The sequence below is a fragment of the Amycolatopsis sp. WAC 04169 genome, assembly GCF_003947535.1.
In the GTDB taxonomy this organism is placed as follows: Bacteria; Actinomycetota; Actinomycetes; order Mycobacteriales; family Pseudonocardiaceae; genus Amycolatopsis; species Amycolatopsis keratiniphila.
Genome location: NZ_QHJI01000006.1, coordinates 683,249 through 704,538 on the forward strand (window position 1 = coordinate 683,249; position 21,290 = coordinate 704,538).

The following is a 21,290-nucleotide window of genomic DNA, read 5'->3' on the forward strand; positions in this document are numbered from 1 at the left end:
TGCTACCCCGCCACCCCGAGCCCCGCCAAAACCTCCCGCGCCCCCCGCGTCAGCTCCTCCAACCCAGGCGGCCGCAGCGAACCGGTCCCCGCCAGCGCGTCGAACACCGTCCCCTCCAGCCACGCGACCAGCACCCGCGCGTGCCGCTCAGGATCCGCCGATCCGCATGCCGCGAGCACCTCCGCGCACCGCCGCCGGATCACCAGCCCGCCCCGGTCGTAGGCCTCCCGCAGCTCCGGCCGCCGCGTCGCCTCCAGCGCGAACTCGTACCGCGCGAGCATCCGCGTCCGCCCCTTCGTGATCGCCGCGTGCGCGAACCCCGCGACGTACTCCGCCAGCTGCCCTGGCGGCGGGTCGAGGGTGACCTCGTCGAGTTCGACCATCCGCGAGATCGCCAGTTCCAGCAGCGCCGCCCGCGTCCGCGCGTAGTACGAGGTCGAACCCGGCGGCAGTCCGGCGAACCGGTCGACCGCGCGATGCGTCAGCCCCCGCATCCCCTCGGCCGCGATGACCTCGATGGCCGCGTCCCCGATCGTCGCCTTTCGCACTCTACAAGTGTAGTAGTACTCTACAAATGTAGAGGAGGTCGACATGCGCAAAGCGATCGTGATCGGCGGGGGAATCGGCGGACTGAGCGCCGCCATCGGGCTGAACGGCATCGGCTGGGAGGTCACCGTCCTCGAACGGGCACCGGAACTCACCGCGGTCGGCGCGGGCATCTCCCTGTGGCCGAACGCCCTGCGTTCGCTCGAGACGCTGGGCGTCCACCTCGGCAAGCTGCGGGAACAATCGTCCGGCGGGCTTCACGACCGCGAAGGCCGCCGCATCACCCGATGGGATGCCGAGGCGTTCCGCCGTCACCACGGCCGCCCGCTCGCCGCCATCCACCGCGCGGATCTCATCGGCGCCCTCCACGACGCCCTTCCCGACGGTTGCGTCCGCACTGGCACCGAGGTCACGAGCCTCGAAGATCTCGACGCCGACGTCATCGTCGCCGCGGACGGGATCCACAGCACGGCACGGAAACAGCTATGGCCGCGCCATCCCGAACCGGTCTACAGCGGCAGCACGGCCTTCCGCGCGGTGACCACCGTCGACCGGACGATCGAGCTCAGCACGAGCTGGGACGACGGCGCCGAGATCGGCGTCATCCCGTTGCACGACGACAGCGTCTACTGGTGGGCGAGCTACGTCGCCGAACCGGGCATCCGCCACGAAGACCCGAAGTCGTATCTGCGAGACCGCTTCGGCGGCTGGCACGACCCCATCCCCGAACTCATCGAGGCGACCGCGCCCGAGACGCTGCTCCACCACGATCTCGACTTGCTCGGCACTCCCCTGCCCGCCTACGTGAAGGGCCGCGTCGCGCTGCTCGGAGACGCGGCCCACGCGATGCCGCCGTTCCTCGGCCAGGGCGGCTGCCAGGCGATCGAAGACGCCGTCGTCCTCGCCGCCGCGCTCAGCACCACCGAAGACGTCGACGCGGCACTGAAGAGTTACGACGAGCAGCGCCGCCCCCGCAGCCAAAGCGTCGTGAAAGCCTCGGTCCAGGCGGGAAAGGTCGGGCCGCAGCTGCGCAATCCGCTCGCCGTGGCCGTCCGCAACGGCGTGTTCCGGCTGCTCCCCGGCGCGCTCACCGCCCGCATCGGCGCCGGCGTCAGCGGCTGGACTCCTCCCGTCCCCCGCCGACCAGCCCCGCCTCGTACGCGGTGATCGCCGCCTGCACCCGGTTCCGCGCGCCGAGCCGGTTGAGGATCGTGCTCACGTAGGCCTTCACCGTGCCCTCGACGACGAACAGTTTCGCGGCGATGTCCGCATTGGACAGTCCGGAACCCAGCAGCGCCAGTACTTCCTGCTCACGCGGGGTCAGTTTCCCGATCAGCGCCTTCGCCTCTTCGGCGCGGGACACCTGATTGCCGGAGAAGCGGGCGATGACCCGCTGCGCGACCTTCGGCGAAAGGAACGCCGCTCCGCCCGCGACCGCGTGGATGCCGCCGAGCAGTTCGCGGGGATCGCCGGACTTCAGCAGGAAACCGCTCGCGCCCAGGCCGAGCGCGCGCTCGATGTAGGCGTCCTCGCCGAACGTCGTCAGCATGATCACGCCGACGTCAGGCAGCAGCCGCCGGATCTCCTCGGCCGCCTTGAGCCCGTCCATCACCGGCATCCGGATGTCGAGGAGCACGACGTCCGGCCTGGTCGCGCGGGTCTGCTCGACGGCGGCACGCCCGTCCTCGGCCTCCGCGACCACCTCGATCCCGGCGTCCGCGGCCAGGATGGCCGACACCCCGGCGCGGATCATCGCCTCGTCATCGGCCAGCACCACCCGGATCATCCGGGTCCCCCCTTTGCTCGTCTTCCGTGATCACATCCTTCGCCACGATTCTCCCGTCGGCGAAGCACAGCCTGTAGGCCTCGTAGTTCAAGTTGAACACGCTGCGCTCGGTGCCGTAGTACTCGCATGCCGCCCCCGCGGGCACCGGCGGCTCCACCGCACGCGGTCGCGCGATCCGTTGCCCCGCCGGCAGCAGGGAGGCGATCTCCGCGCGCGTCTGGCCGATCCGGATGCGGTCGTAGTCGCCGACGGCGAGTTCCGAGCGGTACCACTGGACGAGGAACACGGTCCCGCTGATCCCGACCACCACGCCGAAAAGCCCGATCGGCACGACGATCGCCTGGATCAGGCTGCGCCGGACGTCCCGGCGGGCCCGTTCCAGTTCCCTCGCCGACGTCGACTGTCCCACCTCGGCGTCCATCGCCGCCTGGCTCTCGGGCGATTCCTCCGACGGCGCCGCGTCGTGCGGCAAGGTCGCGCTGACCTCGAATCCGCCGTCACGGGGACCTGCCCGCAGCGTCCCGCCGACCAGCCGGACCCGTTCGCGCAGGCCGATCAGCCCGCGTTTGCCCGACGTCCGGCCCGGGAGCGGGCCCGCGGGCGGCGCGGCGTTGGTGACCACGACGTCCGTCCGCCCCTCGGATCGCACGACCCGGACCGTGACCGCGGCACCCGGCGCGTGTTTCACCACGTTCGTGACCGATTCCTGGACCACGCGATACGCGGCACGATCGACCATCGGCGGCTCACCGTCGGCCGGTTGGTCCACAGAGGACTCGATCAGCACGCCCGAAGCCCTCGTCCGGTCGAGCAGTTCGTCGATGCTCTCGTGCACCGGCTCGGTCGGCGCGTCGTCCTCGCGCAGGACACCGATGATCTCGCGCAGCCGCTCGGTCGCCGTCGCGGCGCTCCGCCGCAGCTCGCCCGCGGCCTGCCGTTGCGGTTCGTCGAGTCCGCCAGCGACCTCCAGCGCCGCCGCGCGCACCGCGATCAGGCTCAGCTCGTGGCCCAGCGAATCGTGCATGTCGCTGGCGATCCGGGTGCGCTCGCGCAGCCGCGCGCGGTCGGCGACGAGCCGCTGACGGCTCTCCATCTCCTCGGCGCGCCGCCAGCCGTCGCGCGCCATGTCCTCGCGCTGGCGGACGTACCTGCCCAGCAGCCAGGGCGTCACCCCCGCGAAGACCAGGACACCGAGCAACGCGCCCCAGGCCGCGAAGCCGTCCTTGCTCCACAGCAGCGCGACAGGGACCGCCAGGATCGAAACGGCGGCGAAGAGGCGCAGCATCGGTTTCGCGATCGGGTGCCGATAGCCGGCGAGGTAACCGACCGCGACCAGGACGAATCCCTCCCAGATCGGCACCCGGCCGCCGAAGCTGCCCAGCACGATGAAGCTCGCGACCATGGCGATGGCGAGCGAGACCAGCGGGTACCGGCGCGCCACCGCGATCGCGGCCGTGGTCGCGACGAGCCCGAAGAGCAGTTCCCAGTGCTTCGTGCTGGACCCGGCGTCGATGACCACCCAACCGCAGAGCCCGAGCCACAGCGCGACGTCCATCAACAGCCGCCGCCCGCGCCGCACGGGCTCCTCTCCGTCCATCACAGACCTGGACGCTACAAGCCGTGACGAGCGGTCCGCCATGGACGAAAGTAAAGGTCCCCTGCTTCCCGGGCCCGATGAGGCATGATGATCGACCATGGCCGAGCGCACACTCACCGGTCAGCTAGGCGGTCCTGTCCCGGCAGGCATCGAAGCGCTGGCCGACCACGAGAAACAGGACCTCTCCGACGCGCTGCGCGACGCGCGCCACCGTCAGGCCAAGGCGTTGGCCGAAGCGGGCGAAGAGGGCTTGAAGTACGTACCCGCGCTTCTGCGTGGCGCCGTTCGCAAGGTGGTGGGCCTGTGACCACCGAAAACTTCGCTTCGCAGGCGGAGATCCTCAAGCTCGCGCGTGTCCTGGGCACCTCCCCGGAGCGGCTCTCCTACCTGGAGAACGTCGACGCCGCCGAGCTCCAGGCGTTCCGCGAGCAGGTCACGGACACGCTGTTCGACGCCAACCTCGCCGCACTGGAGCGGATGGCGATGGCGAGCAAGCTCGTCCCGAGCCCGATCCTCGCGAAGATCGCCGAGAAGGTCTTCGGCCCGCTTCTGTGCGCGCGGATCGCCGGTCTGGTGGACGTCTCCCGGGGCGTCGACGTCGCGAAGCGGCTGAAGCCGCCGTTCCTGGCCGACGTCGCGGCCGAACTGGACCCGCGCCGGGCGAGCGCGATCATCGCGCGGATCCCGCTCGACACCGTCGTCGAGGTGGCCGGTGAGCTGGTGCGCCGCGAGGACTGGATCACCGTCGGCCGGTTCGTCGGCCACCTGCCCGATCCGACCGTGCGCCGGGCGCTGGCCGTCATCGGCGACGAGGCGCTGATCCGGATCGCGTTCGTCCTCGACGACAAGAGCCGGATCGATCACGTCCTCGGCCTGCTCCCCGAGGCCCGCTTCCGCGGTCTCCTGCAGGTCGCGGCCGCCGACGAGGACCTGTGGGCGCCGGTGCTCGACCTGCTCACGCACCTGAGCGAGAAGCGGGTCGAGCAGTGGTCACCCCTGCTCGGCGAACTCCCGTCCGCCTTGCGTGAGCGCGTCCAGGAGACCCTCGGCCAAGCCTCCTGACCACCGCGGGGGAGCAAGGGACCTTTGCTACCACTTTGAGGCGAAACCGCTGGTCAGACGCCTACCGCGCCGCCACACCCCGGCCGTCAACGGCACCCCCGGCCGGTACGCGAGGTGCGTCGTCGAAGGCGCCTCCAGCACGTGAAGATCGGCCCGCGCCCCCGGCCGCACGTAGCCCACATCGTCGCGCCGCAGGGCGCGAGCGCCGCCCGCCGTCGCCGACCACACCGCCTCGTCGATCGTCATCCGCATCTGCAGCACCGCGGTCGTCACGCAGAACGCCATCGACGTCGTGTACGAGCTGCCCGGGTTCGCGTTGCTGGCCAGCGCCACCGTCGCCCCCGCATCGAGAAGGCGCCGCGCCGGCGCCAGCGCCTGCCGGGTCGACAGGTCACACGCCGGCAGCAGGGTCGCGACAGTCTCCGAAGCAGCGAGAGCCTCGACGTCCGCTTCGCTCAGGTACGTGCAGTGGTCGACACTCGCCGCCCCCAGCTCGACAGCGAGCCGCACGCCCGGCCCCTCCCCCAGCTGGTTCCCGTGCACCCGCAGCCCGAGCCCGCGCTCCCGCGCCGCCTTCAGCACCCGCCCGGACTGCGCCTCGTCGAACGCGCCGGTCTCGCAGAACACATCGGCCCACCGCACGAGCGGCGCCACCGCGTCGAGCATGTCCCCGCACACCAGGTCCACATAGGACTCCGCGTCCGCGTCCGGCGGCACCAGATGCGCACCGAGGAACGTGACCTCGTCCGCCACCTCGGCGGCGATCCGCGCGGAACGAGCCTCGTCCTCGACGTTGAGCCCGTACCCGGTCTTCGTCTCCAGGCAGGTCGTGCCCTGCCTCGCCGCCTCGTCGACGTGACGCCGCAGATTCGCCGCCAGCTGCTCGTCGGAAGCCGACCGCGTCGCGTCGACGGTGACCGCGATCCCCCCGGCGCTGTACGCCTTCCCGGCCATCCGCGCCTCGAACTCGGCCGTCCGGTCCCCGGCGAAAACGAGGTGCGTGTGGCTGTCCACCCAGCCGGGCAGCACCGCGCGCCCCTCGACGTCGACCCGCTCGTCCGCGTCGGGCGCCTCCGCGGCGGCACCGACCCACGCGATCGCTTCGCCATCGATGACGACGGCCGCGTCGCGGAGCTTGCCCAGTTCGGCGTCGTTCGTGGTGAGCTCGCCGATTCCCGTGATCAGGACTGCCACAATGCCTCGATCTCCTTGGCCAAGACCGTTTCCGGCCGGTCGATCAGCTGATGCACGCCGCCACGGACGATCTCACGCCCGGCGACGACGACGCCCCGGACGTCCGCGCCGGAAGCGGCGAAGACCACCCCGGACGGCTCGATCCCCGCGGTCCGCACCGAGCCGAGGCCGACCGTGACCAGGTCCGCGCCCGCGCCCGGAGCCAGCGTGCCGACCTCGTCCCAGCCGACCGCGCCGTGATCCGTGGCCGCCGCGAGCAGTTCCTCGGCGGTGAACCGGCCGCGCTTCTCGCTGGCGAGCCGCTCGTTCAGTTCCAGCGCCCTGGTCTCCTCGAACGCGTCGACGACCGCGTTGCTGTCACTGCCGATCGACAGCCGAACCCCCGCGTCCAGCAGCGTCCGCGCGGGGCCGATGCCGTCGCCGAGATCCCGCTCGGTCGTCGGGCAGAAGCAAGCCCGGCTCCTTGCCGAACCCAACCGCTGGACGTTCTCCGCAGTCAGATGCGTCGCATGCACCGCGGTGAGCCGCTCGCCGAGCACGCCGTGGTCATGAAGCAACTCCGTTGGCGTCCGGCCATAAGCCGCCACACATTGCTCGTTCTCGGCACGCTGCTCCGAAAGGTGGATGTGCAGCGGCCCAGTCCCACCGGCCACTTCGGACAGTTGATCCTCGGGAACGGCGCGCACCGAGTGAATCGCACCCCCGACGCGGAACGTCTCGTCCTCCCGCATTTCGCCGGCTCGTTGCGCCCACTTGGTTGCCGTCCCGTCGGAGAACCGCCGCTGCACCTCGTCGGGTTCGACGCCGATCCCGCCCGCGAGGTAACACGTGTCGAGCAACGTCAGCCGGATCCCGGCGTCCTTGGCCGCCTGCCGCAGCGCCTCACCCATCGCGTTCGGCTCGGCGTACGGCTTTCCGCCCGGCGCGTGGTGCAGGTAGTGGAATTCGCCGACACTCGTGTATCCCGCCAGCACCATCTCCGCGTAGACCCCGCGTGCCAGGCGGTAATACGAGTCCGGATCCAGCCGGGACGCGAGCGAGTACATCCGCTCGCGCCACGTCCAGAAGGTCCCGCGGTCGTGGTGCGTCCGCCCGCGCAGCGCACGGTGGAACGCGTGCGAGTGCCCGTTCGCGAAGCCCGGCAAGGTCAGTCCACTCAGGATAGTTCCCGCCCGAGGCGCGTTCACCGTCACGGCAGCGATCTTGCCGCCGTCGACCTCGATCCGCACGGCCTCGGCGATCCCGTCCGGCAGCCAGGCACGTTCACACCAATATGTCGTCATGTCGACAGTTTCTCCAGGACGTCCGCGAGCGCGCGGGCACCGTGGTCGACGTCCTCCGCTTCGGAGAACTCCTCCGGGGAATGGCTGATCCCGGTGGGGTTACGGACATAGAGCATTCCGGACGGGACGAATCCGGCGAGGATCGCCGCGTCGTGCCCGGCGCCGGTCGGCAGCTCCGGCGGCCCGCCCAGCCAGGTACCCAGATCACGGCGCAGCGCGTCGTCGAAGATCACGTCGTCGGAGTACGACTCCCTGGTGACCTCGACCCGGCACCCCTCCTGCCCTGCCGCCTCTTCGGCCAGCTTCGCGATCTCCGCGACCAGTTCGGGCGTGGCCGTGCCCGGCACCCGCGCGTCCAGCCATAGGTCCACAGTGGACGCGATGACGTTGGTCCCGCCGGGCACCGGCACGAGCCTGCCGACGGTCGCCCTCGCGTCGGCGGTCGCCTTCGCCAGTTTCCGTACGGCGAGCACGGTCTCCGCCGCCGGGATCATCGGGTCGCGACGATCGCCGATCAGCGTCGCACCGGCGTGGTTTCCCTGTCCCTGGAAGGAGAATCGCCACCGCCCGTGCGCGATGACCGTGTTGCCGACGGCGACCGGCGAGCCGAGGTCGATCAGCCCGCGCCCCTGCTCGACGTGCAGTTCCAGGAACCGCCCGATCAGCCCGAGCCGCTCCGAGTCCCGGCCGATCCGGTCGGGATCGAGGCCGGATTTCGCCGCCGCTTCGGCGAACGTGACGCCGTCCGGGTCGCGCAGGCCGCGCGCCTTGTCCGCGTCGATCGTCCCGGTCAGCAGACGCGAGCCGAGGCACGGCACGCCGAATCGGCCGCCTTCCTCCTCCGCGAACACCACCACGGCGAACGGCTTGGCCGGGCGGAATCCCTTGGCCTGCAAGATCTCTACCGCGTCGAGCGCGCTCGCGACGCCGAGCGGGCCGTCGAAGGCGCCGCCGCCGGGCACCGAGTCGAGATGGCTTCCGGTGACGACCGCGTCCGGGCCGGGGGTGCCCCACCAGGCCCAGATGTTGCCGTTGCGGTCGGTCTCGACGCCCAGCCCCAGCCGCCCGGCGCGCTCGACGAACCACGCGCGCAGCTCGGTTTCGGCCGCGTCGAAGGCGTGGCGGGAATAACCGCCGCGCTTCGGATCGCGGCCGACGTCCGAGATCTCCTCCAGCAGCGAGGACGCGGTCACTCGGCGTCCCGCATCGGCACGCGCACGCCCCGCTCGTCGGCGACGTCGGCGGCGCGGTCGTAGCCCGCGTCGACGTGCCGGATGACGCCCATGCCCGGGTCGTTGGTGAGCACACGCTCGAGTTTCTGCGCAGCCAGCAGGGTTCCGTCGGCCACGCTGACCTGGCCCGCGTGGATGGAACGGCCCATGCCGACGCCACCGCCGTGGTGGATCGACACCCAGCTGGCGCCCGACGAGGTGTTGACCAGCGCGTTCAGCAGCGGCCAGTCGGCGATCGCGTCGGAACCGTCGGCCATGCCTTCGGTCTCACGATACGGCGAGGCGACACTGCCCGAGTCGAGGTGGTCACGGCCGATGACGACCGGCGCCTTCAGCTCACCGCTGGCGACCATCTCGTTGAACCGCAGGCCCGCGAGGTGACGCTCGCCGTAACCGAGCCAGCAGATCCGCGACGGAAGGCCCTGGAAGGCGACGCGTTCCCCGGCCATCTTGATCCAGCGCGCGAGGGATTCGTTCTCCGGGAACAGTTCCAGCATCGCGCGGTCGGTCGCCGCGATGTCCTCGGGGTCACCGGAGAGCGCCGCCCAGCGGAACGGGCCGTTGCCCTCGCAGAACAGCGGGCGGATGTAGGCGGGCACGAATCCCGGGAAGTCGAACGCGCGCTCGCAGCCGCCGAGTTTCGCCTCGCCGCGCAGGGAGTTGCCGTAGTCGAAGACTTCGGCACCCTTGTCGAGGAAGCCGAGCATCGCCTCGACGTGCTCCGCCATCGACTCGCGGGCGCGTTCGGTGAACTCGTCGGGCTTCTTGTCCGCGTAGTCCTGCCACTCGTCGACGCCGATGCCCTTGGGCAGATAGGAAAGCGGGTCGTGCGCGGAGGTCTGGTCGGTGACGATGTCGACCTCGACACCGCGGCGCAGCAGCTCGGGCAGCACCTCGGCGGCGTTGCCGACCACGCCGACGGACAGCGCGCGCTTCTCCTTCTTCGCGGCCTCCACCCGGCGGATCGCGTCGTCGAGGTCGTCGGCGACCTCGTCGAGGTAACGGGTCTCGACACGGCGGTGGGCGCGCTGCGGGTCGCACTCGATGACGAGCGCGACACCGTCGTTCATCGTGACCGCAAGCGGCTGCGCGCCACCCATGCCGCCGAGACCGGCGGTGACGGTGAGCGTGCCCTTGAGGCTGCCGCCGAACCGCTTCTTGGCGACGGCGGCGAAGGTCTCGTACGTGCCCTGCAGGATTCCCTGGGTGCCGATGTAGATCCAGGACCCCGCGGTCATCTGGCCGTACATGGTCAGGCCCTGCGCCTCCAGGCGGCGGAACTCCGGCCAGGTCGCCCAGTCGCCGACGAGGTTGGAGTTCGCGATGAGCACGCGCGGCGCCCATTCGTGCGTGCGGAACACGCCGACCGGCTTGCCGGACTGGACGAGCAGCGTCTCGTCCTGCTCCAAAGCGGTCAGCTCGCGGGTGATCGCGTCGAAGCTGGCCCAGTTGCGGGCGGCCTTGCCGGTGCCGCCGTAGACCACCAAGTCCTCGGGGCGCTCGGCGACCTCGGGGTCGAGGTTGTTGTGGAACATCCGCAGCGCGGCTTCGGTCTGCCAGTTCTTCGCGGTGAGCGTGGTGCCTCGGGCGGCACGGACCGTGCGGGTCATGGGCTCAGACCTCCAGTTGGGCCGCGGCGAGGACGGCACCCGACGCGACGAGTTCTTCGGCGGCGGCGATCTCCGGCGCCAGATGACGGTCGGGGCCGGGGCCCTCGACCTTGGTGCGGACGAGATCCCGGACCCGGCCGGTGACCGGCGACGGAGCCAGGGGCGCGCGCATGTCGAGGGCGCGCGCGGCGGTGAGCAGTTCGATGGCGAGGACGGTGTTGAGGCCCTCGACGGCCTTGCGCAGCTTGCGCGCGGCGGACCAGCCCATGGAGACGTGGTCCTCCTGCATGGCGCTGCTCGGGATCGAGTCGACCGACGCCGGCACCGCGAGCCGCTTGAGCTCGCTGACCACGGCCGCCTGCGTGTACTGGGCGATCATATGGCCGGAATCGACGCCGGGGTCGAACGCGAGGAACGGCGGCAGGCCGTGCGAACGGGCCTTGTCGAGCATGCGGTCCGTGCGGCGCTCGGCGATGCTCGCGACGTCCGCGAGCGGGATGGCGAGGAAGTCGAGCACGTACGCGACCGGGGCGCCGTGGAAGTTGCCGTTGGACTCGACGCGGCCGTCGGACAACACGACCGGGTTGTCGACCGCGGACTGGAGCTCACGCCCGGCGACGAGTTCGGCGTGGGTGAGGCTGTCGCGCGCGCCGCCGTGCACCTGGGGCGCGCAGCGGAGGGAGTACGCGTCCTGGACGCGGTTGCAGTCCGGGCCGCGGTGGCTCTCGACGATCTTCGAGTCCTGAAGCGCCGTCCACATGCGCTGGGCGCTCAGCGCCTGACCCGGGTGCGGCCGCAGCGCCTGGAGGTCGGCCGCGAAGGCGCGATCGGTGCCGAGGAGCGCTTCGACGCTCATCGCCGCGGTGATGTCGGCGGTGTCGAGCAGCTTGCGCAGGTCGGCGGCGGCCAGCAGGAGCATGCCGAGCATGCCGTCGGTCCCGTTGGTGAGGGCGAGGCCCTCCTTCTCCGCGAGAACGACCGGCTCGATCCCCGCGTGCTTCAGCGCTACGGCGGCCTGGACGACTTCGCCGTTGTACTCGACTTCGCCCTCCCCCATCAACGCGAGCGCGACGGCGGCGAGAGGGGCGAGGTCGCCGGAGCAGCCGAGACTGCCGTACTCGTGTACGAGCGGCGTGATCCCGGCGTTGAGCATGGCCGCAAGCGCTTGCGCGGTCTGCGGGCGGATGCCGGTGTACCCGCTGGCGAGGGTGCGGAGGCGCAGCAGCATCAGCGCGCGGACGACCTCGGTCTCCACGACCGGGCCCGCGCCGGCCGCGTGCGACCGGATCAGCGACCGCTGCAGCGCGGTGCGGCTTTCGAGCGGGATGTGCCTCGTGGCGAGCGCCCCGAAGCCCGTCGAAACGCCGTACGTCGGCGTCTCGGCGTGCGCGAGGTCGTCGATGTGCTGTCGCGTCGCGGCGAGGTTCTTCTCGGCCGCTTCGCTGACCGCGACGGGCGAGTGGTCACGGGCGACCGCGACGACCTGTTCGGGCCGAAGCGGTTCGGACCCCAGAAGTACGGTTTCCGGCATAGCCCCATTGGACAACGCCATGCCCGCTGGTGGGCGGCGTCAACCGGTGGTTGTGTCTGGTATCCAAGACACCGCACGGTGGGAGCAAGGGACCTTTGCTACCACTTTCGTGGCCGGGTTCGGGGTGTGTGGATTCAGGGACGTTGAGTGTCCCTATATCCACACACCCCGCACTCCGCGTGGCGACGCCTGCCGACCGTGTGGATTTTGGGACATCTGACGTCCCAAAATCCACACGGTCACCGCTCCCACCTGCGAAAAGAGAGCAAGGGACCTTTGCTACCGCTCTCTCAACGTTGAGGCAAGTGGTAGCAAAGGTCCCTTGCTCCCCCGCCGAAGCGAAACAGGAGGTCGACATGGGCGAGAGCAGCGAAGTACCAGCCCTCCGACGCGGCCTCGGCATCCTCCGCGCCCTCGCCGCACGCCCCGGCCCGGTGTCGGCGGCCGCGATCGCGCGCGAACTCGGCCTCCCGCGTTCGACGACGTATCACCTGCTCGCCGAACTGGAAGCCGCCGGTTTCGTGACACACCTGCCGGCCGAGCGCCGGTACGGCCTCGGCATCGCCGCGTTCGAGCTCGGCTCGGCCTACCTGCGGCACGACCCACTGGAACGGCTCGCGCTCCCGCTGCTGCGCAAACTCGCCGACCGGGTCGGCCACACCGCGCATCTCGGCGTGCTCCACGGCAATGAGTCGCTCTACCTGGTCAAAGAGCGACCAGCACGGCCGGAAACCCTGGTGACCGAGGTCGGCGTCCGGCTACCGGGCCAGCTCACCGCCTCGGGCAGGGCGATCCTCCGGCATCTGCCCTCGCCGCACGTGCGCGCGCTTTTCCCGGCCGCGTCGGCGTTCGTCCTGCGCACCGGCCGCGGCCCGCGCACCCTCGCCGAACTCCGCCGCACGCTGAACGCGGAAGGCAGGCTCGGCTGGGCGGTCGAAGACGGTCACGTCACCGAAGGATTCGCCTCGGTGGCATGTCCGGTCTTCGACCACGGCGGCCGGCCGATGGCCGCGATCAGCGTGACCCTCCGCCACCTGTGCCCAGGAGTCGAAGGGTGTGAGGAGACTTGGCCCGATCTCGCCGAAGAGGTCCGTCTGACGGCGGCCGAATTGACCACCCGGATCGGCGGTCAGGTGCGCTGAACGTGCTCTTTCCGCACGCCTTCGAGACCCAACATCGCGAGCAGTTCCGCGCAGTCGAGAGCGCCCGAAGAATGCCCGGCGACGGTACGGGCCGCTCTGGCATTCTGCAGGTTGAGGCGGATTTCTTCCTCCGCGCGAACACCCGCCATCCGGCTGTGGTCGTCCGCGGGATCCGGTCGGCTCGAGTGCCTGGCCCAGGTCATCTGCCACCTTCTTCCGGCCCTCCGGCGACACGGGGTCGTTTCGAAAGAGGGCCATGGTCGGACACTCAGCATGACACCTCCCCCGCACAAGATCACCATTGCGGGTGAATCGAGATGAAATCAGCTACCCTCTGTGATTCAGAAATTCTTCCAAAAGCTCATTGAACGGTGCCCCGGTGTCAGGCACCAAATGCCCCATCCCGCGCACGATTTCGCGCCGAGCGCCGGTCCGGTCCGCGATCGCGTCGGCGATGATCCCGTACTCCGGCCGATGGCCGCCGGTGACCGCGAGCATCGGGAAGCCCGCCTCGGCCAGCACATCGAGTGGCAGTTCCGCGTCACCCGGTGGCCGCATCCCGACGAGCGCGCGGGCGCCGCGCCGCAGCGTTTCCGGCACGGGATCCGGGATGGGCAGCGGCACCCCGGCGAGCGGGAAGAACACCTTGAACACCTCGCGAGGATCTTCGAGCGGCCCGTCGAGAAATCGCCGCAACTCGGCATCCCACGCGTCGACGACCTCGTCCCCTCGGACGACCCCGGCCGCGGGCGGTTCGACCACGGTGATCGTCCGGACCATCTCCGGCCGCCGCGCGGCGGCCAGCATCGCGACGATCGCGCCATAGGACAGCCCGACCAGATGCGCGGGCTCGTCGAGCACCTGCTCAGCGATCAATTCCGAGTCGACTTCGAAATCCTGTACGCCGTCCGGCGATTTCCCGTGACTGAGGCGGTCCGGCGCGAGCAACGTCCACCGCTCGGTCAGCGGGCGCTGCGCCCGCCACGCCTCGCGGCCGCCGAGCAGCACGCCGTGCACGAGAACGACACGTGGCCCGGATCCCCACTGATGCACATGAAGGCGCATGGCTCCGAGCCTATGAGGCTCTCACGAATCGAGCCCGCCCGATCGGGCACAAACCCGCAAACGCTCACGCAGCAAGGATCGCGCGCATCACTTCGCCCGGTCGTTCGATCAAGGGGATGTGCCACCCACCTGATCGATCGTTCATCTTGACTCGCATCAGCGCGGGAAATGCCCTATTCCACTCTGCTATCGACTCTTCGACTCGAACCAGCGGATCTTCCTCCGGGTCGATGGAGTGGATGTAGGTCACCCGGTCCACCACTCCCACAAGCTCCAGTGGACGCAGAGCGGGAAACGAGTCTATGAAGTTCGCCTGGGTTGCCAATGCTGGGATTCCCGCCCATGCAGAACGGCGTCGACCTTCTTCGATGAGACTCTTATCAGCATCAGCTTCAGCGACAACACCGAGGTCGTTGAACTGGCTCAGAAATGCCCAAATCGCCCCCGATATAGGCCCACCCCGATACCAGGAGGCGAACCAAAAAAGAACGGGCGACCGTTTGATGTTACGAACGCTGCCTGGTGCAGTATCGAGAATCAGGGAGACTTTCCCAAAGCGCATACCTGATTGTTCGTATCGCTTAAGGAACTCCCTGGCGCACATTCCCCCCAGGGACGCACCGTACAGCCGGATTCTTTCAGGCTTGAGCTTTTCCAGTTCGACCATGATCTGCGCATAGAAGTCATCCATATCCAAACCGCGATCCGCATATTGGGCCACCAGCATCGCGGTATCCAGACCAAGGTGGCGAGAAAACGCCGCAGAAAGGACATCGCCCGGCATGATGTAGCCCGGGAACACCACAAGCGCTTGCTTTGCAGGCCGCACAGCAGCGTGCGTAGTGCTTATTTTCTGCTTATTCCCCACACCTGCCAGCGTACCAGCCAGTGAATCCAAGCCGCTGACCATCAGTAAGCACATTAAGACTACTGCGATCATCTTGACGACACGCCTGATCGCCCACCCGATAGAGCGCCATGCACTTGCTCTCAACGGAGCCTCGGACACAGTTCATCCCTGACATTCTGCGCATCCCTTAGTTTCCACAGCCCGACAATCCACGAGGCCGCCGCAACGACAAAAGACAAAGAGTAGAGCGACAAGACCACAATACGCCAGCCATTGCCACCGTGCGGCCACCACCTGACGACATCATACGCCGTATAACCAACGACCAGAAAGCCGACTCCGGCGTAGCAAAATATCGTCGCCGCCTTATGCGCCCAGTGCGACTTCATGATATCCATCACTTGATCGCCGGCTTCGGACCCGATTCTCCGTCGTACCGCACCCCGACGAGGAAGTCGAGCTCTTCGAAAGAGCCTGTCTTCCAGAATAAGAACAGAGAGACCATGATTCATGGCATTTAGCGTGATCAGAGAATGAAATACCACGATGACCCATAGTGGCGCGGGCAGCAGGACGACCACAGGCCACGGAATCGAATCCGACCCATACTTCTCAGCCAGCGATATCGCTCCGACAACATAGGCCGCAGCAATACCCATCATCGCCATGGAAACATTAAATATAGCGGATGCGTCCGCCTTTTCACTTTGATAGAGAGCATTCAGGGCACCCGGCGCGTCGTCGCTATCTTTGTTCTCCAAAGCCGGCGAATTAGACTGTCGCGGACTTCGCGTAGCGGCATAAGTAACGAGCATCGCCCCAATTCCGGCAGCCGTCCACCACGCAGCGGAACGCCTTGCGAATCCACCTCGAAACAAGGTTGGCCCGTCCATGTCATTCCCCTCCGTCGCAGTCGGCAGCTCATTTCCAATGTGCACTCACTGGTCGCGACAAGAACCTCGACTGTTACACGACACAGTCGCAGGAATTTTGATCACTTAAGGGTTCTCGACATGGCCATCGTTTCACCAGCTACCTCCGCGATCACGAAGAAAAGCCCAGGCTCGATGCCGCGGGAACGATCCTGGCCTATTGGCCTTGCTAAGCCCTACAGCAGCGACCTATGCCAAAGACGCCTCCTTGATGCCCTCGGCGAGCGCACCGACGAGGACCGGCCCACGCGTGAGGCGAACGTCGCTGCCCAACCGGCCCAGCACGTCGTCGTCGCCGACGATGCCGAGCAGTACCGCGACGCCATCTGAATCCAACAGTTCCGGCATGTGTGATCCCAGCAGCCAGGCCCCCGCGAGCGCAGGGTCGAAGCCGTGCCGTTCGAGCACTTCGAGTTCATCGTCGTAGAGCCGATCCCAATAGGGTCCTGATGAGTACCAGCCGATCATCGTCCCGAGGTCGATGGCGTCGTGTGTGGTCGTGGCGCGCCGATCCCACCAGGTCAAGAGCTTGAGCAGAGCCAGCGCCGGTACCGCGGGAACCTTGATGACGAGCCCGCCGGGCAGGATCACCGACTCGGCCGATGCCACGGCTTCGCGCAATCCGCGGACGTTCATGCGGTGGTCGTCGGGCCAGAGGACGGTCCGGTCGTCATCCTCGATACCGCCGTAAGGCAGCACGTCGACCTCGATGCCCTCCACCAGAAACGAATGCGCGCTCCGGCCATGTCGTTCCAGCCGGCTCACGAATTTCTCGAAATCGTCCCAGGTGCCCATCGCGGCGGCGATGTCGATGTCCTGGGTGGCCCGCTCGGGCGGGCCGCCGACCAACCCGATCGACAACATCGTGCGTGCGGTCGCCCCGACCACGAGGTACTCGACCCCGACGGCATTGGCGACGGCATCGACCCGAGCCAGCACTCTCGCGACGAGCAGGAGATCAGGTTCGGTCGATGCGCTTAAGTCGATCATCATCGCTCCGAATCCGGTCGCCGTGCTCGCGCTGGCGCGGATCGCCCGAGGCCAGCAGGTCAGCGTAGATCAGCGGCGAAGGCACGATCCACGACTCCGGCCCGGGTGCCTGCCAGAACCGGTGCCTGATGTGTACGTTGCCGCCGTTTTCCGCTCTTGCCAAGCGATACCGGCCGATCAGCCGCGCCGGTAGCCCGCCGGCATAGAGAGTGAGCGAGGCGGGCCGCAGACGTGGATCGATGAGGCTCGCCCCAGCTTCTCCGCCCACCTGAACCCCGGAGGAAAGCAGGTCGTCTTCCGCGTCACGCCACCACGACAGGTCGGCCGCCACGAATTCGCCGAGGGCCAACGACGTGTCCAAGGTGATCGAGTAAGCCTCCGACCACCGGTCGAGCAACTCGGCTCCGCGGGCCAGCCGTCGCTCGTTCCCTCGTTCGTACAGATAGCCGGCACGGGTGAGTTCATCGACGACCGTTTTGACCGTACCGAGCGAAACACCGCTCATCTCGGCCAATCGACGGTACGGAAAGGCGGCCGTCTCCGGCCAGCTGAGCAGGACGAACAGGACCTGAAGGCCCGCCCTGCCGAATGCGCCCGCACCTCGCGACGAGACTCGCCCGGCCGGAACGGCGGGCTTGCGACGGCCTCGGACATCGATCAGGACGTCGTCCCACGAAAGGTGGGCGTTGCCCGCGGCGTCCACGTAGTCGATACCCCTGGCTCGCAGCCGCTCTGCAACCGGTTCGCTGAGGTAGGTGGTGAACAGCAGCGGCGGAGGGGACGGCGGGAAATGGACCGCCGTGGCCAGTTCCGCGGTCATCCGTCGCTTGAGCTCGACACCGTAGGTCCGGGCGGCACCGGATCGCGTGGTGAGCTTCACCAGTGCGTCAGCGAGTACTTCGACACGGAAGCCCAGCTCCTGGAGCCGGGAACGCATCTCGGCGTTCAGCGAGTCATCATGTTCATTCAGATTGAACATACGCATATTTTGAACACGCGCGGACCTCCGGCGCAACCCGCATCGCCGCCGAAACGACGAATGGCGAGTGCTCGATCACGAGCACTCGCCATTCGGGCGGTGGAGGTGCCGGGAATTGAACCCGGGTCCTCTGGCGCATCATCAGGGCTTCTCCGTGCGCAGTCCGCTATGTCTCTACTTGGCCCCTTCAGTCACGCGAACAAGCTGAAGTGACGAGCCCAGCCACTGTTTGTTTCCCAATCACACCCCGTAGCCGAGTGTGACGGTAAGCCTCCTAGCTGATGCCGGTGACCGGGTCGGAGGCGACCCCGGACCGACAGAGTTGCTCTACTGCTTAGGCAGCAAGAGCGAACTCGCGCTGGCTCTTAGGCTCGGCGCTTATTGGTTTGCGATGACGCTTACGGTGGTCTCTCGCCTGCACCGGCACGCTTCTCCTGACTCAACGACCAAAGTCGAAACCGTTCACCCCCTTGGTGGGACACAACCTGTACATCATAACGCGGTCGGCAACCGGGTTAATCCCGCAGGTGGGGCTAGCCCTACCTGGGAGATGCCCGCCCGCACCATGTCAGCGGACGCCCCCGGAGCGCGATGCTTGACTCCTCGAACAGGAGAGGAGCACGACCATGAGTTCGCTGGCGGCCGAGCGGGAGCTGAGCAGGTCCGATCCGTCGTTCGGCGGCTCGCTGGTCTACCTGCTGATGAACCTGCCGATGGGCGTGCTTGCCTTCGCGCTCCTGACGGCCTTCATCTCGGCGGGCATCGGCACGGCGGTCGTCTGGATCGGGTTGCCCATCCTCGCGCTGGTGATCCTGACGGTCCGCGGTGCGGCCCGGATGGAACGCGCCAGGGTGTACGCGCTGCTCGACCGCTACATCGACCTGCCGTACCTCCCGCTGCCCGCCGCCGGTCAGTCCGTGCGCTGGAAGGCGCGGCTGAAGGACGGCTCGACTTGGCGCGACCTCGGCTACTTCTTCCTGCTCTTCCCGCTCGGGATCGTCGAGTTCGTCCTGGTCACGGTCTTCTGGTCGACCAGCCTCGGCCTCGCCGGGCTGCCGATCTACTACCGCTTCCTGCCCGGCGGCGAGTACCGCTTCCCGACCTGGGAGAACGCGTGGTTCACCGTCGATTCGACGGTCTCGGCGCTGCCTTGGGCGGCGCTCGGGGTGCTCTGCATCGCTCTCTCGGTAGCGTTGACGAAGGCGCTGGCCGGGACGCATGCCCGGCTGGCGACGGCGTTGCTCGGGCCGACCTACGCCCAGCGCCGCCGTCTGGAAGATTCTTGGGGCGAGGTTCACGGATGACGATCGACCAGCAGGTACAGCAGGTGGGGATCCCGCGGCCGCGGCCGATGCGCACGATCGCCTACATGTTCGTCAGCTTCTTCTTCCGGCTGCTCCAGTTCGTCCTCATCGTCGTCGGGCTGGCGGTCGGCATCGCCACCGCGGTGGTGTGGATCGGCTTCCCGATCCTGATGGCCACGACCAGCTTCATCCGCTGGTCCGCCGACCGGGAGCGGGGTTGGGCGCGGACGATGCTCGAAACCCCGCTGGAGCCGGTCGAGCGCCTCCCCCTCGAAGGGCTTTCGCTGGTCAAGCGCTGGCTGACCCGGCTGACCGACGCGACGACCTGGCGCGACCTCGCCTACCTGATGGCGGCGTTCCCGCTGGCCTGCCTGGAGCTGCCGATCGCGATCGCCTCGGTCGTGCTGCTGCCGATGGCGATCTGGGTGACCCCGTGGGTCGGGTGGCTGCACGGCAACCTGGCGTACTCGCTGCTCGGCCCGAACCGTGCCGCGAAGCTGGAGCAGAAAGCCGAGCGCCTGCAGGCGTCGCGGGCTCGCGGGGTCGACGCCGCCGAGGCCGAACGCCGCCGCATCGAGCGCGACCTGCACGACGGTGCCCAGCAGCGGCTGGTGGCCGTCGCGATGAGCCTCGGCCGCGCGAAGTCGAAGTTCGACCAGGACCCAAACGCCGTACGCGAACTGATCGACGAGGCACACCTCGACGCCAAGCTCGCGGTGTCCGAACTGCGCGATCTCGCCCGCGGGATCTACCCGGCCGTGCTCGGCGACCGCGGCCTCGACGCCGCCTTGTCCGCACAGGCGGCGAAATCGCCGATCCATGTCGACGTCGAGGTGGACGTCGAGCCGCGACCGCCGGCCGCGGTCGAGACGACGGCTTACTTCATCGTCGGCGAGACGCTGACCAACATCGCGAAGCACTCGGGCGCGACCGAAGCGGGCGTGAAGGTGTGGCGCACCGAGTCGATGGTCATCGTCGAGATCACCGACAACGGGCATGGCGGCGCCGAAGTCCGGCCAGGTGGCGGCCTCGCCGGGCTCGCCGACCGCGCCGCCACGATCGACGGCGTGATCACCGTCGTCAGCCCGCCCGGCGGCCCGACGGTGATTCGCGCGGACCTGCCGTGCCAGTGGTGACCAGCTCGTGAGTGAATAGGCTCTGCCATTCACTCACGACGCTGGGGGCAGCATGCGGGTTGTCATCGCCGAAGACGCGGTTCTGTTGCGCGCGGGGGTGATCCGACTGCTCGCCGACGAGGACATCGAGACGGTCGCCGCCGTGGACAACGGCGACGACCTGCTGGGCGCGGTCAAGGAGCACCGGCCGGACCTCGCGATCGTCGACGTCCGTATGCCGCCCACCTTCACCGACGAGGGCCTGCGCGCGGCACTTGGCGCCCGTGAGGCCGTTCCCGGTCTTCCGGTTCTCGTGCTGTCGCAGTACGTCGAAGAGAGCTACGCCGTCGAGCTGCTGTCCGGCGGCGCGGGCGGAGTCGGTTACCTGCTCAAGGAACGCGTCGCCGACGTCGGGGACTTCCTCGACGCGGTCAAGCGGGTCGCCGGCGGCGGCACGGCCATCGACCCGGACGTCATCGCGCAGCTGATGGCCCGCGGCCGCAAGAACCCGCTCGACGCGCTCACCGCCCGCGAGTCCGAGGTGCTGGGCCTGATGGCGCAGGGCCTGTCGAACACCGCGATCGCGAACTCGCTCGTCGTCTCGCACGGCGCGGTCGAGAAGCACATCGGCAACATCTTCTCGAAGCTCGGCCTCGAAGCGAGCTCGGTCGAACACCGCCGGGTCCGCGCGGTACTCACTTACTTAGGACGCTGAAGTAGCTCTTGGTGGCGAAGCCGTCACTCACCTAACATGGGCAGACTGTTGGTGGGGAACGAGCCGAACCGAGGAGGACCCATGACCGACCGGCCCTCCCACAGCGTCCGCTTCTTCGGCGGGCCCCTCGACGGCCGCGTCCAGGAACTCGGTGACACGGAGCCGATCGTCGGCACCGTCGTCAAACACGTCCATCTGCACGACGGCCCCAAGATCGAAACCCGGTACGAACTCGGTCTCGCCGAGGACGACCGCTGGGAGTTCCGGCTGTGCCCCGCCCCGCTCCCGGAGCCCGAGACCGACGGCGTGGGGTAGGGAAAACTCCACCTTCCGAGGGCGAAAACAGGAAGATCGATA

General features: G+C 68.5%; 22 protein-coding genes and 1 other RNA gene. 8 read left to right on the forward strand and 15 right to left on the reverse strand.

The window, feature by feature from the left end:
* Positions 1 to 2 precede the first annotated feature (2 nt).
* Positions 3 to 548 carry a TetR/AcrR family transcriptional regulator gene (locus DMC61_RS19100; RefSeq protein WP_125690421.1) on the reverse strand — a complete coding sequence of 182 codons (546 nt, stop codon included), beginning with the start codon at positions 546 to 548 and terminating at the stop codon, positions 3 to 5.
* A 43-nt stretch (positions 549 to 591) separates the two neighbouring features.
* Here DMC61_RS19100 and DMC61_RS19105 point away from each other — a divergent pair, with 43 nt between their 5' ends.
* Positions 592 to 1,713, forward strand: coding sequence for an FAD-dependent monooxygenase (locus DMC61_RS19105; RefSeq protein WP_125690422.1), 1,122 nt, complete (start codon positions 592 to 594; stop codon positions 1,711 to 1,713).
* Here the strand turns inward: DMC61_RS19105 and DMC61_RS19110 are convergent.
* Together DMC61_RS19110 and DMC61_RS19115 are read right to left on the reverse strand one after the other, a co-directional pair.
* Positions 1,658 to 2,332 carry a response regulator transcription factor gene (locus DMC61_RS19110; protein WP_016331664.1) on the reverse strand — a complete coding sequence of 225 codons (675 nt, stop codon included), beginning with the start codon at positions 2,330 to 2,332 and terminating at the stop codon, positions 1,658 to 1,660. The two genes, DMC61_RS19105 and DMC61_RS19110, sit on opposite strands and share 56 nt — an antisense overlap.
* Complete coding sequence (locus DMC61_RS19115; protein ID WP_233594864.1) at positions 2,307 to 3,929, reverse strand: histidine kinase; 1,623 nt, start codon at positions 3,927 to 3,929, stop codon at positions 2,307 to 2,309. Before DMC61_RS19115 ends, DMC61_RS19110 begins: the two co-directional genes overlap by 26 nt.
* A 97-nt stretch (positions 3,930 to 4,026) precedes the next feature.
* Here DMC61_RS19115 and DMC61_RS19120 point away from each other — a divergent pair, with 97 nt between their 5' ends.
* Positions 4,027 to 4,236, forward strand: coding sequence for a hypothetical protein (locus DMC61_RS19120; protein WP_016331662.1), 210 nt, complete (start codon positions 4,027 to 4,029; stop codon positions 4,234 to 4,236).
* Entirely contained in the window at positions 4,233 to 4,991 is a 759-nt protein-coding gene (locus tag DMC61_RS19125) for a hypothetical protein (protein WP_125690423.1), read from the forward strand. Before DMC61_RS19120 ends, DMC61_RS19125 begins: the two co-directional genes overlap by 4 nt.
* 27 nt (positions 4,992 to 5,018) lie before the next feature.
* Here DMC61_RS19125 and hutI read toward each other — a convergent pair whose 3' ends face one another.
* The 5 genes from hutI to hutH are packed head-to-tail and all read right to left on the reverse strand — an operon-like array spanning position 5,019 to position 11,841.
* Positions 5,019 to 6,185 (reverse strand): imidazolonepropionase, encoded by a 1,167-nt coding sequence (hutI, locus tag DMC61_RS19130; protein WP_125690424.1) that lies wholly within the window; start codon positions 6,183 to 6,185, stop codon positions 5,019 to 5,021.
* Positions 6,173 to 7,468 (reverse strand): formimidoylglutamate deiminase, encoded by a 1,296-nt coding sequence (locus DMC61_RS19135; protein WP_125690425.1) that lies wholly within the window; start codon positions 7,466 to 7,468, stop codon positions 6,173 to 6,175. The genes hutI and DMC61_RS19135 overlap by 13 nt, the downstream gene beginning before the upstream one ends.
* Positions 7,465 to 8,661: an allantoate amidohydrolase gene (locus tag DMC61_RS19140; protein WP_125690426.1), complete on the reverse strand. Its 1,197-nt coding sequence runs from the start codon at positions 8,659 to 8,661 to the stop codon at positions 7,465 to 7,467. Before DMC61_RS19140 ends, DMC61_RS19135 begins: the two co-directional genes overlap by 4 nt.
* On the reverse strand, positions 8,658 to 10,310 hold the full coding sequence (gene hutU / locus DMC61_RS19145) for a urocanate hydratase (RefSeq protein WP_016331657.1): 1,653 nt from the start codon (positions 10,308 to 10,310) through the stop codon (positions 8,658 to 8,660). Before hutU ends, DMC61_RS19140 begins: the two co-directional genes overlap by 4 nt.
* 4 nt (positions 10,311 to 10,314) lie before the next feature.
* Positions 10,315 to 11,841, reverse strand: coding sequence for a histidine ammonia-lyase (hutH, locus tag DMC61_RS19150; RefSeq protein ID WP_016331656.1), 1,527 nt, complete (start codon positions 11,839 to 11,841; stop codon positions 10,315 to 10,317).
* Positions 11,842 to 12,197: 356 nt separating this feature from the next.
* Between hutH and DMC61_RS19155 the strand changes: the two genes are divergently transcribed.
* Positions 12,198 to 12,983: an IclR family transcriptional regulator gene (locus DMC61_RS19155; protein ID WP_072028689.1), complete on the forward strand. Its 786-nt coding sequence runs from the start codon at positions 12,198 to 12,200 to the stop codon at positions 12,981 to 12,983.
* On the opposite strand, the gene DMC61_RS19160 is transcribed toward DMC61_RS19155, so the two are convergent.
* From DMC61_RS19160 to ssrA, 7 genes are all read right to left on the reverse strand, one after another.
* A complete protein-coding gene (locus tag DMC61_RS19160; RefSeq protein ID WP_016331654.1) occupies positions 12,971 to 13,186 on the reverse strand; it encodes a hypothetical protein in 216 nt (71 codons plus the stop codon). The genes DMC61_RS19155 and DMC61_RS19160 overlap by 13 nt on opposite strands.
* 124 nt (positions 13,187 to 13,310) lie before the next feature.
* On the reverse strand, positions 13,311 to 14,048 hold the full coding sequence (locus DMC61_RS19165; RefSeq protein WP_125690427.1) for an alpha/beta fold hydrolase: 738 nt from the start codon (positions 14,046 to 14,048) through the stop codon (positions 13,311 to 13,313).
* 64 nt (positions 14,049 to 14,112) lie between these two features.
* Positions 14,113 to 14,958 carry an alpha/beta hydrolase gene (locus tag DMC61_RS19170; protein WP_125690428.1) on the reverse strand — a complete coding sequence of 282 codons (846 nt, stop codon included), beginning with the start codon at positions 14,956 to 14,958 and terminating at the stop codon, positions 14,113 to 14,115.
* Positions 14,959 to 15,038: 80 nt separating this feature from the next.
* On the reverse strand, positions 15,039 to 15,791 hold the full coding sequence (locus DMC61_RS19175; protein WP_125690429.1) for a hypothetical protein: 753 nt from the start codon (positions 15,789 to 15,791) through the stop codon (positions 15,039 to 15,041).
* A 228-nt stretch (positions 15,792 to 16,019) separates the two neighbouring features.
* A complete protein-coding gene (locus tag DMC61_RS19180; protein WP_158634113.1) occupies positions 16,020 to 16,820 on the reverse strand; it encodes a nucleotidyl transferase AbiEii/AbiGii toxin family protein in 801 nt (266 codons plus the stop codon).
* The gene (locus DMC61_RS19185; protein ID WP_158634114.1) at positions 16,789 to 17,700 is read right to left on the reverse strand and encodes a type IV toxin-antitoxin system AbiEi family antitoxin; all 912 of its coding nucleotides are present in this window, start codon (positions 17,698 to 17,700) and stop codon (positions 16,789 to 16,791) included. The genes DMC61_RS19180 and DMC61_RS19185 overlap by 32 nt, the downstream gene beginning before the upstream one ends.
* Positions 17,701 to 17,896: 196 nt before the next feature.
* Positions 17,897 to 18,269, reverse strand: a transfer-messenger RNA (tmRNA) gene (gene ssrA, locus DMC61_RS19190).
* A 156-nt stretch (positions 18,270 to 18,425) separates the two neighbouring features.
* Here ssrA and DMC61_RS19195 point away from each other — a divergent pair.
* From DMC61_RS19195 to DMC61_RS19210, 4 genes are all read left to right on the forward strand, one after another.
* Positions 18,426 to 19,103 (forward strand): sensor domain-containing protein, encoded by a 678-nt coding sequence (locus tag DMC61_RS19195; RefSeq protein WP_125690432.1) that lies wholly within the window; start codon positions 18,426 to 18,428, stop codon positions 19,101 to 19,103.
* A complete protein-coding gene (locus tag DMC61_RS19200) occupies positions 19,100 to 20,239 on the forward strand; it encodes a sensor histidine kinase (RefSeq protein WP_125690433.1) in 1,140 nt (379 codons plus the stop codon). Before DMC61_RS19195 ends, DMC61_RS19200 begins: the two co-directional genes overlap by 4 nt.
* 52 nt (positions 20,240 to 20,291) lie before the next feature.
* Positions 20,292 to 20,933 carry a response regulator transcription factor gene (locus tag DMC61_RS19205; RefSeq protein WP_125690434.1) on the forward strand — a complete coding sequence of 214 codons (642 nt, stop codon included), beginning with the start codon at positions 20,292 to 20,294 and terminating at the stop codon, positions 20,931 to 20,933.
* 81 nt (positions 20,934 to 21,014) lie between these two features.
* Positions 21,015 to 21,248 (forward strand): hypothetical protein, encoded by a 234-nt coding sequence (locus DMC61_RS19210; RefSeq protein WP_016331647.1) that lies wholly within the window; start codon positions 21,015 to 21,017, stop codon positions 21,246 to 21,248.
* The last annotated feature ends 42 nt before the right edge of the window (positions 21,249 to 21,290 follow it).